This is a genomic window from Mycobacterium sp. 852002-53434_SCH5985345, assembly GCF_001667155.1.
Taxonomy (GTDB): domain Bacteria; phylum Actinomycetota; class Actinomycetes; order Mycobacteriales; family Mycobacteriaceae; genus Mycobacterium.
Genome location: NZ_LZIE01000066.1, coordinates 12,185 through 28,824, shown reverse-complemented (window position 1 = coordinate 28,824; position 16,640 = coordinate 12,185). Strand labels below are relative to the sequence as shown.

Here is a 16,640-nt window from a genome sequence, read left to right as displayed (position 1 = left end):
GGTTGGGAGAATTGCTCACTTGACGGGCTGAGCGTATTGGTGCGGTTTTGGTTGTCGCAAGGTGGTCACGTCCACCCGGTCGGCCTGCCGGACGGACATCCGCGCACCGACGCGCTTGATGCTGTCCTCGGCGCCGCCCGGAATGTTCATCGCCGCGGCCAGGGTGGGCGGATCGCCAATCGCCAGAATCGAATACGGGGGCGACAGCGTCTTGGCGTCGACCGTCAGCGAGCCAGGCATACCCACTACCCAGGTATCGACACCGACTCGGACGGATTGGTGCGCGTCGTTGATTTCGATCGCCTCGGCACCGGCGGCACGCAGTTCGTTGATCACGTCGAGTATCACCTCCGGCGAAACCCCCGGCCCGGGGTCGTCGATCGTGACGGTGACGCCCGGCCCGGTGGCGCCGACCGCGCCGGCCAAGATGGACAGCGCGGCCAGCTTGGCCTGCGCGGCCTGGATGGCGGCCTGGTCGTTATTACCGGACGCCTGCAGCGAATTCAGCGTGTTCTGCAGTTCATTCACTTCGGCGTTGAGGGTGGCCTCGCGCTGACGTAGCGAGTCCAACAAGACCAACAAGTCCGCGGGGCGCGCCGTTTCCAGCGAATCGCCCGATTCGTTCTGGCGGACCTGCGTGACGATGGCGACGCCCAACAGCAGACACAACAGGGCCGCCAACATCCCGAAAGCCAGCCGGGAACGACCGCCGCGGACCAGCGCGGACAGTCCCGTGCGGCGCACCGGCCCGATCTCCGGGCGGGGGCGTTTCGCGGGAAGTTCGTGGCGGCCGTGCTGCGTAGGGCTTGCTGCGTCACCACTTTCGGCGGCGCCGTCCGCCGGGTCCTGGCTCACGCTGGCCTCCTCCCGGTCATCGCGCCGCTCCTGCACATCGCTCCGTCACGCCCCGAACAGCCGGCGCCGCAGGGCGGCGGCGTTGCCGAAGATGCGGATTCCCAACACCACGATGATCGCCGTGGACAACTGGGTACCGACGCCCAGCTGGTCGCCGACGTACACGATCAGTGCGGCCACGAAAACGTTGAACACGAAGGAGATCACGAAGACTTTCGGATCGAAGATGCGTTCCAGATAGGCGCGCAACCCGCCGAACACCGCGTCCAGCGCCGCGACCACCGCGATGGGCAGGTACGGCTGGACGACCTCGGGCACGGCGGGGTGGAAGACCAGGCCGAGCACGATGCCGATCGCCAGCGCCGCGATGCCGATCATGCTTGAGTTCCCGTCCGCGACTCGCAAAGCCGTAGATGCCTGTCGAGGGCTGTTCTCACTGTGGCCCAATCTGTTTGGCGAACTTGATATCCCGGATCGATCCCGCGGGCAGCGTCAGCCCGTCGGCGGCGTCGACGGTGACGACGACACCGTAGGAGACCTCAAGCAGCTTAAGACGCTGTCGGCCGGAGCTCTGGTCGAAGACGTCTCGCATCGCGCGGGGCGGCCCCACCGCCAGGATCGTGTACGGGCTGCTGGTGGGATTGTTGTCAACCAGGATCGCGCCGCCGGCTTGCCGGATGGTCACGTTGGGCCCGATGCGGACCCCGCCGACCGAAATCGCCTCGGCGCCGCTGGCCCACAACGAGTTGACGACCAGCTGCAGATCCCGGTCCAAAATGATCTGCCTGCTGCCGCCGAGCCGCTGCTTGGAAACGTCGGAAAGGTTCGGGCTGGCGCCCGGGTCGGTCACGGTGACCTTCAGCCCGGGGCCGATGACCGCCGTGCTGGCCGCCGCCAGGCCGAGCGCATCGAGGCGGGCCAGCAGCCGCTGCCCTTCGGCGTCGTCGGCCAGTGCGCGGCGCTGCACGCCATCCACCCGGGCGGACAGTTCGGTGCGCCGCTGGGCGAGTTTGGCCGCGGTGTTCTCGGTGGAACGCACATTGCCCAGCAGCAGTTGCTGCGCCGAGCGCACACCGGGCGCCACCGAGCGGGCCTGCGCGACGGCGGCGGCGAAGACCGTGGCGATCAGCAGCGCCGCCAACGCCTGCCACAGCCAGCCGAAGGCGCGGTCGCGCCCGTGCCCGTGCCCGTGCCCCGCGGCGTCGCTGCGTTTGGCCGCCGCCGCGGCGTAGCCGGGGTCCAGGTGCTCGGAGAGCAGGGCACGCAGCAGGGACGGCACCGGGATCAGCTGCGGGCGCGCCGCCACGTGGGCGCTGCGCCCGGCGTTGGGGTCGTAGCCGCCGAGCAGGCGGTCCGGGTCAGCCATGTTCGACCGCCTTCGGTGCGGCGGGCGGGCGTCCGCCGTGTTTGACCCGGGGCATCCGGCGCAGCACCAACGTCATCTGCACCACGTACTGCGTGAACGCCCAGAGGTAGCCGTACATGCCCCAGATCAGGAACGCCCAGCCGCAGGCCCCGACGACCCTGCTCCACAGGGCGTCCCACGTCCCGAGCAGCACCAGCGGAAAACCGGACATCAGTGCGAACGTGGCGGCCTTTCCGATGTAGGTGACGGGCAGCGCGGACAGCCCGCGGCTCCACAGCAGCGGCAGCGTCGCGGCCAGCAGCCCGTCGCGCGCCAGCAGGATGGCGACAAACCACCACGGCACGATCCCGCTCAGCGCCATCACGACGGGAACGCAGACCATGTAGAGGCGGTCGACCGCCGGGTCGAGCAGAACGCCGAGCCGCGACGACTGATCGAGCAGCCGGGCGATCTTGCCGTCGGCCCAGTCGGACGCCCCGCTGAACATCAAAATTCCGACCGCCCAGCCGTTGGCGTGCGCGACCAGCAGGGCGTAGACGAACACTCCGATGAGCACCAGGCGGATCGCGCTCAGCGCGTTGGGGACCGTCAGCACCCGATTGGGCGGAAGCGCCGGCTCCATAAGCCGTGACCTTAGTCGAACGCCGAGTGCGCGGCTGGACGCACACTCGGTCCCCGGTGTGCGGCTGGACGCACATTCGGCGCCCGCCGTCGACGACCTAGCGGAAAACGCCGGGCAGGCTCAGCGTGGATAGCGTGTCGTCGGACAGCGGGTTGTCGTTGACCATGTAGGTCCACGTCGAGGTGGGCCGGGCCAGCTTGGACAGATCCAGGCCCTGTTCCTCCTCGAGGACGTTCGCCGTCTCGAACGTCTGCTGCGCGGCCTCGATCGCATCCGCGGCCAGCGACGCGAACGCGTCGACCGCCAGCCGGTGGAACTCGTCCAGCGGATTCTGCCGGCCCAGCGCCCGCAGGTGGATGCTTTCGCGGATGTCGGCGAGGTACGCCAGATGATCGGCCCAGCCGCGGTCGAGGTGATAGAGCATGATCTGCCGGCAGATCTTCTCGAGGCGATCCTCGGGAATGTCCTTCGACAACTCCTTGTACCGCTTGGGCGCCAGCTCGGCGAGCTCCTCGCGCGCGCTTGCGGTGCGCAGCAACGTGTTTCGCCGATCGACGATGATGGCGCGCTGCTGGGCGATCAGGTGGTTGTAGCGCCAGGTATTAGCGTGCACGTCGAGCATCCGGCCCTCGGCTACGCGCTGGGCGTGGTCGAGCAGCCCGGCCGCCTTGGGGCTGACGATCCGGCCGTCTTCGTCGGTTTCCATCGGAAGCTTGTTGTGGTCGAGGTTGGCCGCCACCACGTCGTCTTCCCAACTCGAGAAAAACACGGACGAGCCGGGGTCGCCCTGGCGTCCGGCGCGGCCGCGCAGCTGGTTGTCCAGCCGCTCGGTGTGATGCCGTCCGGTGCCGACCACGTGCAGCCCGCCGAGTTCGGCGACCCTGTCATGGTCGGCTTCGTCGGAGCCGCCGAGCCGAATGTCGGTGCCGCGCCCCGCCATTTGCGTCGACACGGTGACCGCCCCGTACTTCCCGGCCTCGGCGATGACCTCGGCTTCCTCGGCGTCGTTCTTCGCGTTTAGCACCACCGCGGGTACGCCCCGGCGCAGCAGCCGCTCGTGCAGCTCCTCGGATTCGGCCACGTCCCGCGTGCCGACCAGCACCGGTTGCCCGGTCTCATGCACCTCGGCGATGTGCGCGACGACCCCGTCGTTCTTGGCCGCGGCCGTGATGTAGACGCGGTCGGACTCGTCCTCGCGAATGTTGGGCTCATTCGGCGGAATTGGGGACACGCCCAGCTTGTAGAACTGGCGCAGCTGCTCACCGGCGGCCAGCGCCGTGCCGGTCATGCCGCACACGGTTTCGTAGCGATTGATCAGTGCCTGCACCGTGATCGTGTCGAGCACTTCCCCGGTTTCGGTGGTCTCGATCCCCTCCTTCGCCTCCACCGCGGCCTGGAGGCCGTCCGGCCAGCGCTGCAGTTGGGCGATGCGGCCGCGGGCGGCGTTGATCAGGTGCACCGCGTCGTCCCGGACGATGTAGTGCACGTCGCGCTGCAACAGCACGTGCGCGTGCAGCGCGACGTTGACCTCGGTCAGGGTCGTGCCGACGTGCTCCTCGGAGTAGAGGTCGATGCCACCGAGCGCCTTCTCGACCTTGCGTGCCCCGACGTCGGTCAAATGGACGTTGCGGCTGTCGGCGTCGGTCTCGAAGTCGGTGTCCGGTTTCAGCTGGCCGACCAGCTTGATGATCTCCAGCCGCGGCGTCTCCCGGTGCGTGGTACCCGCGAGCACCAGCGGCACCAACGCCTCGTCGACGAGCACCGAGTCGGCCTCGTCGATCAGGGCCACGTCGGGGTTGGGTGACACCAGGTCGTCGACGTCGACCACGAGCTGATCGCGCAGCACGTCGAAACCGATCTCGTTGACCGAGGCATAGGTGACGTCGCAGCCATAGGCGGCGCGGCGCTCCTCGCTGGTCGACTCGGCGGTGATCCAGCCGACCGTCAACCCCATCGCCTCGATGAGCGGGCCCATCCACTCCGCGTCACGGCGGGCCAGGTAATCGTTGATGGTCACCACGTGCACGTGCCGCCCGGCCAGGGCGTAGCCCGCAGCCGCGATCGCTCCGGAGAGCGTTTTGCCTTCACCCGTGGCCATTTCGATGACGTCGCCGGCGAGCATGCGCAACGCACCCAGCAGCTGCACGTCGAACGGGCGCAGCGTGGTCGCCCGTTCGGCCGCCTCCCTGGCGACCGCGAGGAATTGCGGGATGTCCTCGGACTCCGCGAGATCGTCCAGCTTGAGCAGACCGGCGGCCTTGCGGAGCTGCTCGTCGGTAAGGCCGGCGGCTTCCTCGTCATACTCCGACGAGTCGGTGACCTGGGAAAGGGATCGGTTGCGGTTCTTTTCGGTGCTGGCGCCGAGCAGTCGCCAAAATCGGCTGCTCAGGCCGCCGGGCTGCGCGCGGGAGGTCTTTGGCACAGGTCAACGGTACGCGGTGGGCCGCCGCGTGAGCTCAGGCCAGTCGGCGACGATGCACGCCGCGTCGCGGCGTGAGGTGGGGGTACGTCCCCGGCTGCGCAGCGGCGAGGGGGCAAGGCGACTCATCAGGCCAGGTTCGAGCGGCGTGGGTAGGCGACGTTGGGATCGGTGAGGACGTTGACGACGGCGGGCAGGCCGCTGGCGAAGGCGCGTTCCAGCGCGGGCCGCAGCTCGGCCGGCGCGGAGACCAGCTCGCCGTGGCCACCCAGGGCACGCACCACCTCGTCATAGCGGGTGCCCGGACGCAGTTCCGCCACCACCGAATAGCCGTACAACGCCTCCATGGGGTGCTTTTCCAGCCCCCAGATTCCGTTGTTGCCGATCACCGAGACGACGGGCACGTTGTGCCGAACCAGGGTGTCCCATTCCATGCCGCTGAAGCCGAAGGCGCCGTCGCCCTGCAGGAGGACGACCTGACGGTCCGGCCGCGCGAGCTTGGCGGCCAGGGCGTAACCGGGGCCCGAGCCGAGGCAGCCGAAGGGGCCGCTGTCCAGCCAGCAGCCCGCTTGGTAGCTGTCGATCACCCGCCCCGCGTAGGACCCGAAATCACCGGCGTCGATGACGACGATCGCGTCGCGGTCCAGCATCGGCGCCAGCTCCGCATACACCCGCATGGGGTGCAACGGGACGCGGTCGTCGGCGAGCTCGGCCTTCTCCTTGCCGCGCGCCTCGGTTTCGGCCGCCCGCAGGTCGTCGATCCACTCTCGATGATCGGTCCCGCCGCCGGCCGCCAGCGCCGCGAATGTCGACAGCAGGTCCCCGTAGAGCTCGGCCTCAACCGGGCGGGGATGGTTGCGCTCGGGTTCGGCCCGATCCACCACGATGAGCTTGGTTTGTGGCCCGAACACCGCACCGAAGCCGAGCCGGAAGTCCATGGGGACGCCGACGATCAGCGCAACGTCGGCCTCCCCCAACGCTTTTCCACGCACCCGGGAGAAGGCCAACGGGTGATCGGCGGGCACCGCGCCGCGCGCCATCCCGTTCATCAGCACAGGGATTTGCAGTTCCTCGGCGAGGCGCAGCAGCGCCGCCTCCCCGTGTCCCCACCAGACGTTGGTGCCCGCCATGATCACCGGCCGCCGCGTCGCCGAAAGCAGGCCGGCGGCGCGACCCAGCGCACCGCCGTCGGGAGTGGGCCCCGGCGGCAGGTTGGTGAGGGCGCCGGGGCGGCCGTGATCCTCGGACATGGAAAACACGTGGTCCATGGGGAAGTCCACGAACCCGACGCCCGACGGGGCGCCGACCGCCGCCAGCAACGCCTCGTCGACGAGCCGGCCGGCGTCCCCGGCAGATTGCGCCGTGGCGGCGAAGCGGGCCAGCGGTGCCACGAACGGCACGTGATCGATCTCCTGCAGCGAGCCCATGCCCCACCGCTGCGCGGGCGCCCGGCCGCCCAAAACGACCAGGGACGACTGGTTCTGCTGGGCCGCCGCCATCGCGCTCATGCCGTTGGTGACGCCCGGCCCCGCGGTGAGCGCGGCGACGCCGGGCACCCTCGTCACTTTCGACCACCCTTCGGCGGCGAAGGTCGCGGTCTGCTCGTGACGGGTATCGATCAGCCGAATCCCTTCCTCGCGGCAGCCGTCATAAACGGAAAACAGGTGGCCACCCGACAACGTGAAGACGGTGTCGACACCGCTGGCGCGCAGGCGCCGCGCGATCAGCCGGCCGGCGTGCAATGTTTGTGTGGAGATGGCGTCGGTGCTCATAACCGCAGCCTATCTAGATCCTTCGGGTACCTTCGCCGGAGGATTTGAAGTTCCGGCAGAGTCCACCAGCTCGACCCCGAGGAGATAGCGACCATGGGCCCGAAGCCGTTCAAGCCGTCGATCGACTGGTCCACGGCCGCCGTGGATTCCCTGCGGTGGGTAGCGATCGCGTGGGTGATCAGCGCGGTAGTGCTGTTCATTGCGCTAATCGCCTTCAGGTACCTCACGCCCTGGGGCCAACAGTTCTGGCGGATCACGCGCGGTTATTTTGTCGGAGCGCACAGCGTGCGGGTGTGGGTGATGCTGGGCGTGCTGTTGCTGTCCGTACTCCTGTCCGTGCGGCTGATGGTGTTGCTCAGCTACCAGGGCAACGACCTGTACACCGCGGTACAAAAAGCGGTGCAGGGCCTCGCCGCCGACGACGAAAACGTCAAACAGTCCGGGATACACGGCTTTTGGATGTCGATCGCGATCTTCAGCGTGCTGGCGGTCTTGTACGTCATCCGGTTCATGGTGGACATCTATCTGACGCAGCGGTTCATCATCGCCTGGCGGATGTGGCTGACGGCCAATCTCACCGACGACTGGCTCGCCGGCCGGGCTTACTACCGGGACCTGTTCATCGACCACACCATCGACAACCCCGACCAGCGCATCCAGCAGGACATCGACATCTTCACCGCGAATGCGGGTGGCACCCCGAACATCCCCTCGAACGGGACCGGCAGCACCCTGCTGTTCGGGGCCGTGAACGCGGTGGCCTCGGTGATCTCCTTCGCCGCGATCCTGTGGAACCTGTCCGGCAGCCTGACCGTGTTCGGCGTCGAGTTCCCGCGCGCGATGTTCTGGACCGTCCTGATCTACGTGCTGGTGGCCACGCTGGTGGCGATCTGGCTCGGCCATCCGCTGATCTGGCTCAGCTTCAACAACGAGAAGTTGAACGCCGCATTCCGTTATGCCCTGGTCCGATTGCGGGATGCCGCGGAGGCCGTGGGCTTCTACCGGGGCGAGCGAGTGGAACGGGCGCAATTGTGGCGGCGCTTCACCCCGATCATCGACAACTACCGCAAGTTCGTCCGCCGGACCATCATCTTCAACGGCTGGAACTGGTCGGTGTCGCAGGCAATCGTTCCGCTGCCGTGGGTGATTCAGGCGCCGCGCCTGTTCGCCGGCCGGATCGACTTCGGCGACGTCGGGCAGAGCGCGACCGCCTTCGGCAACATCCAGGATTCGCTGTCGTTCTTCCGCAACAACTACGACGCGTTCGCGGCCTTCCGCGCGTCGATCATCCGGTTGCACGGGCTGGTCGACGCCAACGACAAGGGCCGCGCGCTGCCGACCATCCTGGTCAAGCCGAGCGAAGAGGCGCCCGTCGAGCTTCGCGACATCGAGGTGCGCACGCCGGCCGGTGATCGGCTGATCGACCCGCTCGATGTTCAACTTGCCGAGGGCGATTCGCTGGTGATCACCGGGCGCTCCGGTGCCGGCAAGACCACGCTGCTGCGCAGTCTGGCCGAGTTGTGGCCGTACGCGTCCGGAACCCTCTGCCGTCCGCAGGGTGACAACGCGACGATGTTCCTGTCGCAGTTGCCGTACGTGCCGCTGGGCAGCCTGCGCACCGTGGTGTGCTACCCGAACTCGCCGGACGACGTCTCCGATGCCGAACTGGGCGAGGTGCTCACCAAAGTCGCGCTGGCGCCACTGGTGGACCGGCTCGACGAAGAGCGGGACTGGGCCAAGGTGCTGTCCCCGGGCGAGCAGCAGCGTGTCGCCTTCGCGCGGATCCTGCTCACCAAACCCAAAGCCGTCTTCCTGGACGAGGCCACCTCCGCGCTGGACGAGGGCCTGGAATTCGCGTTGTACCAGCTGATGCGGACCGAGCTGCCGGACTGCGTGGTGGTCAGCGTCAGCCATCGGCCGACCGTTGAGCAGCACCACGAACAAGAGCTGCAATTGCTCGGCGGCGGGCCGTGGCGGCTGGGACCCGTGGAGGAAAAGAAGGAACCCGCGCGCGTCTAGCGTTCTCGGGCCGCGTGCGTTCCGGCGCTGGGTCTTAGCGCGCCTTCGCTCCCCCGGCCCCTCGGGCCGCGTGCGTTCCGGCGCGGCGGCCGAAGAACGAGCCCTCCCCCAGCTGCGTGCCGCTGGCGTAGCCCTTACCGTCCTGGGCGATGTTGGACGCGCACGCCCCGGCGGCGTACAGGCCCGGCACGACGGTGCCGTCCTCGCGCAGCACCTCGCCGTCCACGGACGTGGCGAGCCCGCCGATGGTGAAACCGGCGTACATCGCCTTACCCAATGACATGTCGAACGCCCCCCATGGCCCGTGATCTTGTGCCGCAAGGAATTCGGGCTGCTTGTGAAATTCGGGGTCCTCGCCGCGGGCGGCGTTGGCGTTGTAACGGTCCAGCGTCGCGACCAGGTTGCCCTCCGGAATGCCAAGTGCGGCTTCCATTTCCGGGACCGTCTCCCAGCCGTCGATCAGCGGGACCAGCGGCATCTTGGGGTGCTCCAGGTGCGCCTCGTCGACGATGAGGAACGCCGCGCTGTCCGGCTGATCCATGATGAACCCGGAAGTCCTGGAGTGGTAGGAATCCTCGGCGACGAAGCGCTGTCCCAGCTTGTTCACGATGATGCCCGTCAACAGGATCGACGGCGGGTAGGGCGGAGCCGTGATGAAAATCTGGTCCATGTGCTCGGTTGCGCCGCCGGCCGAGACGCCCAACCGGATGCCCAGGCCGTCGTCGTAGGTGTTGCCCAGCACGAACGGTTTCTCGGCCAGCTTGGGGGTGTACTTGGCAACCATCTCCGGATTCATCACGAATCCCCCGGCAGCGACGATCACCGACTTTGCTTTGATCGCACCGGTTTCGGAGAACTGCTTCCACATGACGCCGCTCACCGCGCCCGAACCGTCCACGATGAGTTCGGTCGCGCCTGTCTCGTACCGGATCTGCACGCCCAGGTTCGCGGCGCGCTTCAGCAGCAGATCGATCACCATGCTGGCGCCCCCGGTGTCGCCGGGCACGGGCACCTTGTGGCCGCGCGGCGCCGGCACCGCCTGCTCCAAGAAGGGCCACACCTTCTCGTTGCCGGTGAACATCAGACCCTCGGTGTTGGGCTGGATGACCGCCTTGCCCGGAAAGTAGCTGCGCTCGAATTGAAAACCCAAGTCTTCCAGCCAATTGAAGTGCTCGACGCTGCCCTCGCAGTAGGCCCGGATCTTCTCGTGATCCGGCTGCCGGGACACGGCGACCAGGTACTTGTACATCTCCTCGGGCGAGTCGGCATGGCCCGTCGCCTCCTGAACCGCCGTTCCTCCACCCAAATAGAAGTGCCCGCCGGCCAGCGACGTCGTGCCGCCCGCCGCCGCGGCGCGCTCCAGCACCAGCACCTTCGCCCCGGCGGCCGCCGCGCTGACAGCGGCGCAGCCGCCGGCGATGCCGAAGCCGACCACCACCACGTCGACGTCATCTGACCACGACGTCACGTCTTCCGCGCTGACCGTCGCCGGTATCTCGGTGCTCATTGGCGCTGCTCCTGTTTGATGTAGTCGTAAAACGCCCTCATCTCGGGCGCGATGTACGCGATCTCGACAAACGGCACCGCCGCCTGCGGCGCTGACACATAGGCGAACTGAATCCCGCCGGGCATCACGCCCTGCTGCACGACCGCGGCGCCGAATTCCACCGCCTCGGCCAACACCGCGTCGAACTGCCCGGGGCTCTCCGCCTCCACGCAAATGTGGTGCAGGCCGGGCCCCGATTCGCGCAGAAAGTCACTATAGATGTTCTCCCCACGGACGGGTTGGATCAGTTCCAGCTGCATGTCGCCGAGGTAGCTCAGCGAGATGCTGGCGACGAAATCGGCTGGCTTGCCAAGGTAGCTGCAGGAGTCCGGAGCAAAGTGCACGTCGGGTATCCGGACCCATTTGCGCACACCTAACAAGCCGGTGAGGGCGGTTTCCGTGGCGTCCAGGTCGGTGGTAACCCACGCGATCTGCGTCGGCGATTGAACGGGAAGGGTCATCGTCCTGCAGAATAGTCCAGTGGCTCGGCAGCCAGAAAGGGCCGCGAAAACTTTGCCATGGCGAGCGGCTGCATTGCCCCGCATGGTGGGTGAACGTGTTCTAATTCCGCGGGTGGCCCGGCCCCGGCCGTCAATGTTGGCTCAACACATCCACCAGCAGCCGAAGCTGCGCGTCGAACACCGCCTCGGGGTCGGTCAGGGTATCGGCGCCGTATTGCCCGAACACCTCGAGACTGATCGCCCCCAGCACCCCCGCCCACAGCAGGAAGCACTTGGCGACCACCTGATCGTCGCCGGGAAACCCGAACTCCTGGCGAATCCGCTCAAAGTCCGACGACATCGGTTGGGGCGCAACGGTATCGGTCAGCCTGATGTCGCCGGTGGCGATGCCGGACGCGACGGCGTCGAAGAAGGCCGCCACCACCCGGGTTCCCACGGCCACGGTGCGCTCCGGCGGTGCGTGATAGCCGGGCACCGGGCTGCCGTACAGCAGGGCCCAGCGGGCCGGGTGCGCGACGGCCCACGCCCGTGTTGCCCGGGAAATGGCGATGACATCGTCGCTCCAAAGGTCCCCGACCGCCTCGCGGGCGCGATCGACGGCGTCGGCCAGGTCGGAGTAGGCGTCGACCAGCAGCAAAGTCAGCAGCTCGTCGCGGCTGGACACGTAGCGGTACACGGCCGACGACACCATGCCGAGGTCCCGTGCGATCGCACGCACGGACAACCCGGCCGCACCGCGGTCGACCAGCTGCTGGCGACCGAGCTGGATGATGCGCGCCTCGATCTGCTGCCGGGTCTCCTGGCGTTTGCCCACGCGGTCAGTCTGGCATAACCGAGATCACCGCTCTTGCTTTCTGGTCAGGAGTGTGGCAATGTCCCCGCCTTAGAGAGCAGTGCTCTCGGTAGGTTGGCGAGAGAGGATGCGACATGTCCACCCGATACGAAGAACCGAGCGGGGTCGTGCGAGCCGCCAACGCGGTGATCCGCTGGCTTGCCGAGATGGGAGTCAGCATCGCCGGCACCCATGCGCTGCGGGTGCGCGGGCGCAAAAGTGGGAAGACGCGGGCGGTCGTCATCAATCTGCTGACCGTTGACGGGGTCGACTACCTGGTCTCACCGCGCGGCAACACCCAGTGGGCCCGCAACGTTCGGGCCGCGGGCGTCGTCGAGACCGGCCCGCGCTGGCGCCGGCGTCGCGCCAGGGTCAGCGAGGTGGCCGACGCGGCCAAAACGGAACTGCTGCGGCGATATCTGGAGCGCTGGTACTGGCAGGTCAAGGACTACGTCGCCGGACTGACCCCGGACAGCACCGACGAGGAGTTCCGCGCCGTCGCACCCACGATCCCGGTGTTCGCCCTCGCGGAGGCGGACGAGGCCCGCTGAATCGCCTAGCGGGCGCCCCCGCGCGTCACACCGAGGTCCTCACGGACTTCCTCTGAGGTGGCCCGCCATGACACCGCCGCCGGGAAATCCCCCCACACGCTGTTGAAGATCCCCACGAGCAGCCCCGGACCTGCGCTGGAAGGCAGGTACACCGGGCCGCCCGAATCGCCGTTGTGGCTCTGCACCCCGTGCGACATGGTGAACCAGCCGTTGTTCACGCTCTCCACCGTCCCGCAGGTTTCGCCGGTGCTGACCCCGAAGTGGCAGATCGCCTGTCCGGGGGCGAGCGCCGCCGCCGGATTCGAGATCAGTGGACGCCCGCCGGGCAGGACGTTGTTCGCCATCACGCCGTTGTCCAGCACGATCGCCTCGTAGTCGGTGATCAGCTGGTCGGTGGCCACCGTCGTGCCGCTGGGGGTGTTGTCCCGGAAGGCGGCCAGGCGGCCGATCACGGCCCCGCCCCGGTCCGTGACGACGCCCGCGCCGCCGCGGCAGTGCCCCGCGGTGAACGCGATCTTGAGGTTGGGGTCGACGTAGCCCAGCGTGCAGACGCGATTGTCCTGGCGGATCTCCATGCCCGGATAGACCATGACGGGGTCGGCCTTGGCCGGGGCGGGCGGCATCCATTGCGCGAACGCGGCCACGGTGATCGATGCGGTGAACGCTCGCATTGCCAGGCGACGCACCATCAACTCCGATCCGTCCGGGCCAAATCTCGACCGATTTGAGATTACGGCGTGACTTTCCGTTACGCAGAAGTCTTCGCGCCGTCCGCCGCCGGTGTTACGGAGATGTCGCCAGGGAAACGGCGGCCTCGGTGCGGTCCGCGGTGCGTGGGGCCCAGCCCGGCGGGCCGAAGACATAGCCCAGCCGGTCGCGCAGCCGGGTCGCGGTGCGCCAGTCGTGGGCGATCGCGACGTATTCCCGGGTCTGCAGCTTCCAGATGTTGAACGTGTCGACCCGCTTGGTCAGGCCGTAGTGGGGGCGGAACAACTCGGCCTGGAAGCTGCCGAACAGCCGGTCCCAGAGGATGAGGATTCCGCCGTAGTTCTTGTCGAGGTAGATCTGATCCATCCCGTGGTGCACCCGGTGATGTGACGGGGTGTTGAAGACGAATTCGAAGACCCGCGGCAGCTTGTCGATCCGCTCGGTGTGCACCCAGAACTGGTAGATCAGGCTGATCGAGAAACTGAAGAACACCATCCAGGGCGGGATCCCCAGCAGCGGCAGGGGCACCCACATCAGGATTTCGCCGCTGTTGTTCCACTTCTGGCGCAGCGCGGTCGCGAAGTTGAAGTATTCGCTGGAGTGGTGGGCCTGGTGCGTCGCCCAGATCAGCCGCACCCGGTGCGCGATCCGGTGATAGGCGTAATACAGCAGGTCAACCCCGAGAATGGCGATGACCCAGGTGTACCAATGGGCGGCCGAGAGGTGCCACGGCGCCACATAGGCATAGATCGCGGCGTAGCCGAACAGCGCCAGAGTCTTCCAGGCGGCGGTGGTGCCCACCGAGACCAGCCCCATCGAGATGCTGGCCAGCGAGTCACGCGTGAGGTATGCGCCGGAGACCGGCCGCGCGTTTTCGACGATGCTCTCCAGCTTTCGGGCCGCCGCCCATTCCAGCGTCAACAGCAACAAGAAGAAGGGAATGGCGAGCAGCACGGGATCCCGCATCTGCGGGGGCAGCGCGGACACGAAATCTGAGGGCGCACTCACAGGGATAAGACTACGACGAACCGCGGGACAGTCGGGTCGCCTTGGTCCGGCATGCGGTCCACACTGTGCTGACGGATCGGAGGGCTTGGACAGTTGACCGCTGTGGTGGTGATCGGCTCGGGCTTTGCCGGATTATGGGCGGCGCTCGGTGCAGCCCGCCGGCTCGACGAGCTGGCCATCCCGACGGGCGTTGTCGACATCACCGTGTTGGCCACCCAGCCCTTTCACGACATCCGGGTGCGCAATTACGAGGCTGACCTGCGCCCATGCCGCGTTCCGCTCGCCGGCCTGCTCGACCCCGTGGGTGTGGCACACGTCGCCACCGAGGTGACCGCGATCGACACCGACGCCCGCACCGTCGCCACATCGGGTGGCGTGACGTATGACTACGACCGGTTGGTGCTGGCCTCGGGCAGCCACGTCCAAAAACCCGCCGTGCCGGGTCTGCGGGAGTTCGGCTTCGACGTCGACACCTATGACGGTGCCCTTGCGCTGCAGAACCACCTGCTTCGGCTCGCCGACGGTTCCCCAACGGCGGCGGCGGGCACGGTTGTCGTGGTCGGGGCGGGACTGACCGGCATCGAAGTGGCGTGCGAGCTACCGGACAGGTTGCGCCGGCTGTTCGCTGGGAGCGACGTCACTCCCCGGGTGGTGCTGCTGGATCGCAGCCGCATCGGCTCCGACATGGGCAGCTCGGCGCGTCCGGTCATCGAAGCCGCGCTGGAGGCCAACGGCGTCGAGACCCGGGCGGGCGTGGGCGTCGCCGCGATCAGCGAACGCGGGGTGTCGCTGACCTCGGGCGAACACCTGGCGGCGGCCACGGTGGTGTGGTGTGCCGGCATGCGGGCCAGCTCGCTGACCGAGCACTTGCCGGTGGCGCGCGACCGCCTGGGGCGGGTGCCCGTCGATGACTTTCTGCGGGTAGTCGGCGTCCCCGCAATTTTTGCCGCGGGCGACGTCGCCGCCGCCCGGATGGACGGGGACCACCTGTCGGTGATGTCGTGTCAACACGGCCGCCCGATGGGACGCTACGCCGGCTACAACGTAATCAGCGACCTGTTCGGCGAGCCGCTGCTGGCTCTCCGAATCCCTTGGTATGTAACGGTTCTCGACCTCGGACCGGCCGGCGCGGTTTACACCGAAGGGTGGGATCGGCTGCTGGTGTCAAGTGGCGAACGGGCCAAGGCGACCAAGCGGACGATCAACACTCGGCGCATCTACCCGCCGCTGACCGGGAACCCTGCCGACCTCCTGGCCGCGGCCGCGCCGGAGCTGCAGTCCCGCCCCTAGCGGTCCGATTGCGCTTCGTCGCCGGCGTACCACTGCACGGCGCGAACTCCCGGCTGCAGCGACAGCTCCGCCACCAACCGCTCCAGCCGGGACGGGGCGTCGCCGTCCATGAGCAGGTGCGCGGTCAACGTGACCTCGTCGTCGCCGGACCGCCCGGTATGGATGCCGCGCAGCGTGATGTCGTTGCCGCTCGCGTGCTGCACGATCTGAGCGCGCGTGTACTGCTCGTGTTTCGGACGGGAGACCACCTGCACCAGGTAGGGCCGCAGACTCTCGTCTTCGTCTCCGGTGTTGTCGCGGTCGATCAGCCGGCCAAGCGGGCGCCCGAACACGTGAATGCCGATGACGGTCCCGGTGCCGATCAGCGCGAACACCAGGTGCCCCGACGCCGCCAGGACGCCGATCGCCGCAGAACACCACAGCGTGGCCGCGGTGTTGAGGCCCCGGACGTTGACGCCCTCGCGCAGGATCACGCCACCGCCGAGGAATCCGATGCCGGACACCACGTACGACGCGACCCTGGTTGGGCTGGTGTCCGCGGTGGCGGCGGCATAGAGCACGAACAACGTCGCGCCGCCGGCGACCAGCGCGTTGGTCCGCAGGCCGGCCCGGCGCGCCCGCCATTGCCGCTCCAGGCCGATGAGCGCGCCACATCCCACGCCGACGGCGAGCCGGAGCGCGAAATCGGCGACGCTCAGCGTGGTCTCCATCAGCAGTCCTTCCCCCGGGTCAGCACCGGCGGAGCTAATCATTCTCAGGTGAACGGCAGGTGGCCCCGAGTCGAACCGGATGCGTTGCGGCCATGCGTGCGAAACCCGTCCGCCGCCAAACGGTTCCCCGTTATGGCCGACGCCAGGCTAGCTCTTGTTGAGTTGCTGGGGACAGTAGAATTTCGCGGCGATCGCCAGGAACGACGTGGCGTGTTCCGTAGTGAGCCCGGGATTTTGGCCCTTCAAATCGTTGACCATCTGGGGGCCGTACTCGCCATTGCCCATCGCAGTGCACACCGCTTGGGCGAATTGGACGGCTGCCTCCGGCGTCTTGTAGGTGATACCCGCGCTTCGCAGCGACGCGAGAAAGCCCGCCTCGTCGACGCCGCCCGCATCCGGCTCGCTCTGCGCGGGCGCGGCCAGCAGGATCGCGGCCGGAACGGCGATCAGCGCCAGCAGCAGCCTCATAACCGGTGATTGT

Annotated in this window: 16 protein-coding genes; 3 read left to right on the top strand and 13 right to left on the bottom strand. The window is 67.9% G+C overall.

Translation table 11 applies throughout. The annotated features are described in order from the left end of the window. Positions 1 to 15 precede the first annotated feature (15 nt). The 6 genes from A5756_RS16005 to A5756_RS15980 form a co-directional block, all read right to left on the bottom strand. A complete protein-coding gene (locus tag A5756_RS16005; protein WP_066954685.1) occupies positions 16 to 855 on the bottom strand; it encodes a DUF881 domain-containing protein in 840 nt (279 codons plus the stop codon). 45 nt (positions 856 to 900) lie between these two features. After that, complete coding sequence (locus tag A5756_RS16000) at positions 901 to 1,233, bottom strand: small basic family protein (RefSeq protein ID WP_007170008.1); 333 nt, start codon at positions 1,231 to 1,233, stop codon at positions 901 to 903. A 55-nt stretch (positions 1,234 to 1,288) separates the two neighbouring features. Beyond that, positions 1,289 to 2,221, bottom strand: a complete 933-nt coding sequence (locus A5756_RS15995; RefSeq protein ID WP_066954126.1) for a DUF881 domain-containing protein — start codon at positions 2,219 to 2,221, stop codon at positions 1,289 to 1,291. Next, the gene (locus A5756_RS15990) at positions 2,214 to 2,843 is read right to left on the bottom strand and encodes a CDP-alcohol phosphatidyltransferase family protein (protein WP_066954123.1); all 630 of its coding nucleotides are present in this window, start codon (positions 2,841 to 2,843) and stop codon (positions 2,214 to 2,216) included. The genes A5756_RS15995 and A5756_RS15990 overlap by 8 nt, the downstream gene beginning before the upstream one ends. Before the next feature lie 97 nt (positions 2,844 to 2,940). After that, entirely contained in the window at positions 2,941 to 5,265 is a 2,325-nt protein-coding gene (secA2, locus tag A5756_RS15985) for an accessory Sec system translocase SecA2 (RefSeq protein ID WP_066954120.1), read from the bottom strand. A 125-nt stretch (positions 5,266 to 5,390) separates the two neighbouring features. Further along, entirely contained in the window at positions 5,391 to 7,034 is a 1,644-nt protein-coding gene (locus A5756_RS15980; protein WP_066954117.1) for an acetolactate synthase, read from the bottom strand. A 93-nt stretch (positions 7,035 to 7,127) separates the two neighbouring features. On the opposite strand from A5756_RS15980, the gene A5756_RS15975 reads away from it, so the two are divergent. Then, entirely contained in the window at positions 7,128 to 9,053 is a 1,926-nt protein-coding gene (locus tag A5756_RS15975) for an ABC transporter ATP-binding protein/permease (protein ID WP_066954114.1), read from the top strand. A 34-nt stretch (positions 9,054 to 9,087) separates the two neighbouring features. On the opposite strand, the gene A5756_RS15970 is transcribed toward A5756_RS15975, so the two are convergent. From A5756_RS15970 to A5756_RS15960, 3 genes are all read right to left on the bottom strand, one after another. After that, complete coding sequence (locus A5756_RS15970; RefSeq protein WP_066954111.1) at positions 9,088 to 10,560, bottom strand: FAD-binding protein; 1,473 nt, start codon at positions 10,558 to 10,560, stop codon at positions 9,088 to 9,090. Beyond that, complete coding sequence (locus A5756_RS15965) at positions 10,557 to 11,060, bottom strand: VOC family protein (protein WP_066954107.1); 504 nt, start codon at positions 11,058 to 11,060, stop codon at positions 10,557 to 10,559. The genes A5756_RS15970 and A5756_RS15965 overlap by 4 nt, the downstream gene beginning before the upstream one ends. Positions 11,061 to 11,190: 130 nt before the next feature. Next, positions 11,191 to 11,874, bottom strand: coding sequence for a TetR/AcrR family transcriptional regulator (locus A5756_RS15960; protein WP_066954104.1), 684 nt, complete (start codon positions 11,872 to 11,874; stop codon positions 11,191 to 11,193). 113 nt (positions 11,875 to 11,987) lie between these two features. On the opposite strand from A5756_RS15960, the gene A5756_RS15955 reads away from it, so the two are divergent. Then, positions 11,988 to 12,443, top strand: coding sequence for a nitroreductase/quinone reductase family protein (locus A5756_RS15955; RefSeq protein WP_066954099.1), 456 nt, complete (start codon positions 11,988 to 11,990; stop codon positions 12,441 to 12,443). A 5-nt stretch (positions 12,444 to 12,448) separates the two neighbouring features. Here A5756_RS15955 and A5756_RS15950 read toward each other — a convergent pair whose 3' ends face one another. Beyond that, a complete protein-coding gene (locus tag A5756_RS15950) occupies positions 12,449 to 13,132 on the bottom strand; it encodes a hypothetical protein (protein WP_066954094.1) in 684 nt (227 codons plus the stop codon). 94 nt (positions 13,133 to 13,226) lie between these two features. After that, positions 13,227 to 14,117 carry a sterol desaturase family protein gene (locus tag A5756_RS15945; protein WP_156659583.1) on the bottom strand — a complete coding sequence of 297 codons (891 nt, stop codon included), beginning with the start codon at positions 14,115 to 14,117 and terminating at the stop codon, positions 13,227 to 13,229. Positions 14,118 to 14,252: 135 nt separating this feature from the next. On the opposite strand from A5756_RS15945, the gene A5756_RS15940 reads away from it, so the two are divergent. Continuing rightward, a complete protein-coding gene (locus A5756_RS15940; protein ID WP_066954086.1) occupies positions 14,253 to 15,449 on the top strand; it encodes an NAD(P)/FAD-dependent oxidoreductase in 1,197 nt (398 codons plus the stop codon). Here A5756_RS15940 and A5756_RS15935 read toward each other — a convergent pair. Both A5756_RS15935 and A5756_RS15930 read right to left on the bottom strand, forming a co-directional pair. Then, positions 15,446 to 16,159 (bottom strand): MgtC/SapB family protein, encoded by a 714-nt coding sequence (locus A5756_RS15935; protein WP_066954682.1) that lies wholly within the window; start codon positions 16,157 to 16,159, stop codon positions 15,446 to 15,448. The two genes, A5756_RS15940 and A5756_RS15935, sit on opposite strands and share 4 nt — an antisense overlap. A gap of 147 nt (positions 16,160 to 16,306) precedes the next feature. Then, positions 16,307 to 16,627, bottom strand: a complete 321-nt coding sequence (locus A5756_RS15930) for a DUF732 domain-containing protein (RefSeq protein ID WP_066954084.1) — start codon at positions 16,625 to 16,627, stop codon at positions 16,307 to 16,309. Positions 16,628 to 16,640: the final 13 nt, after the last annotated feature.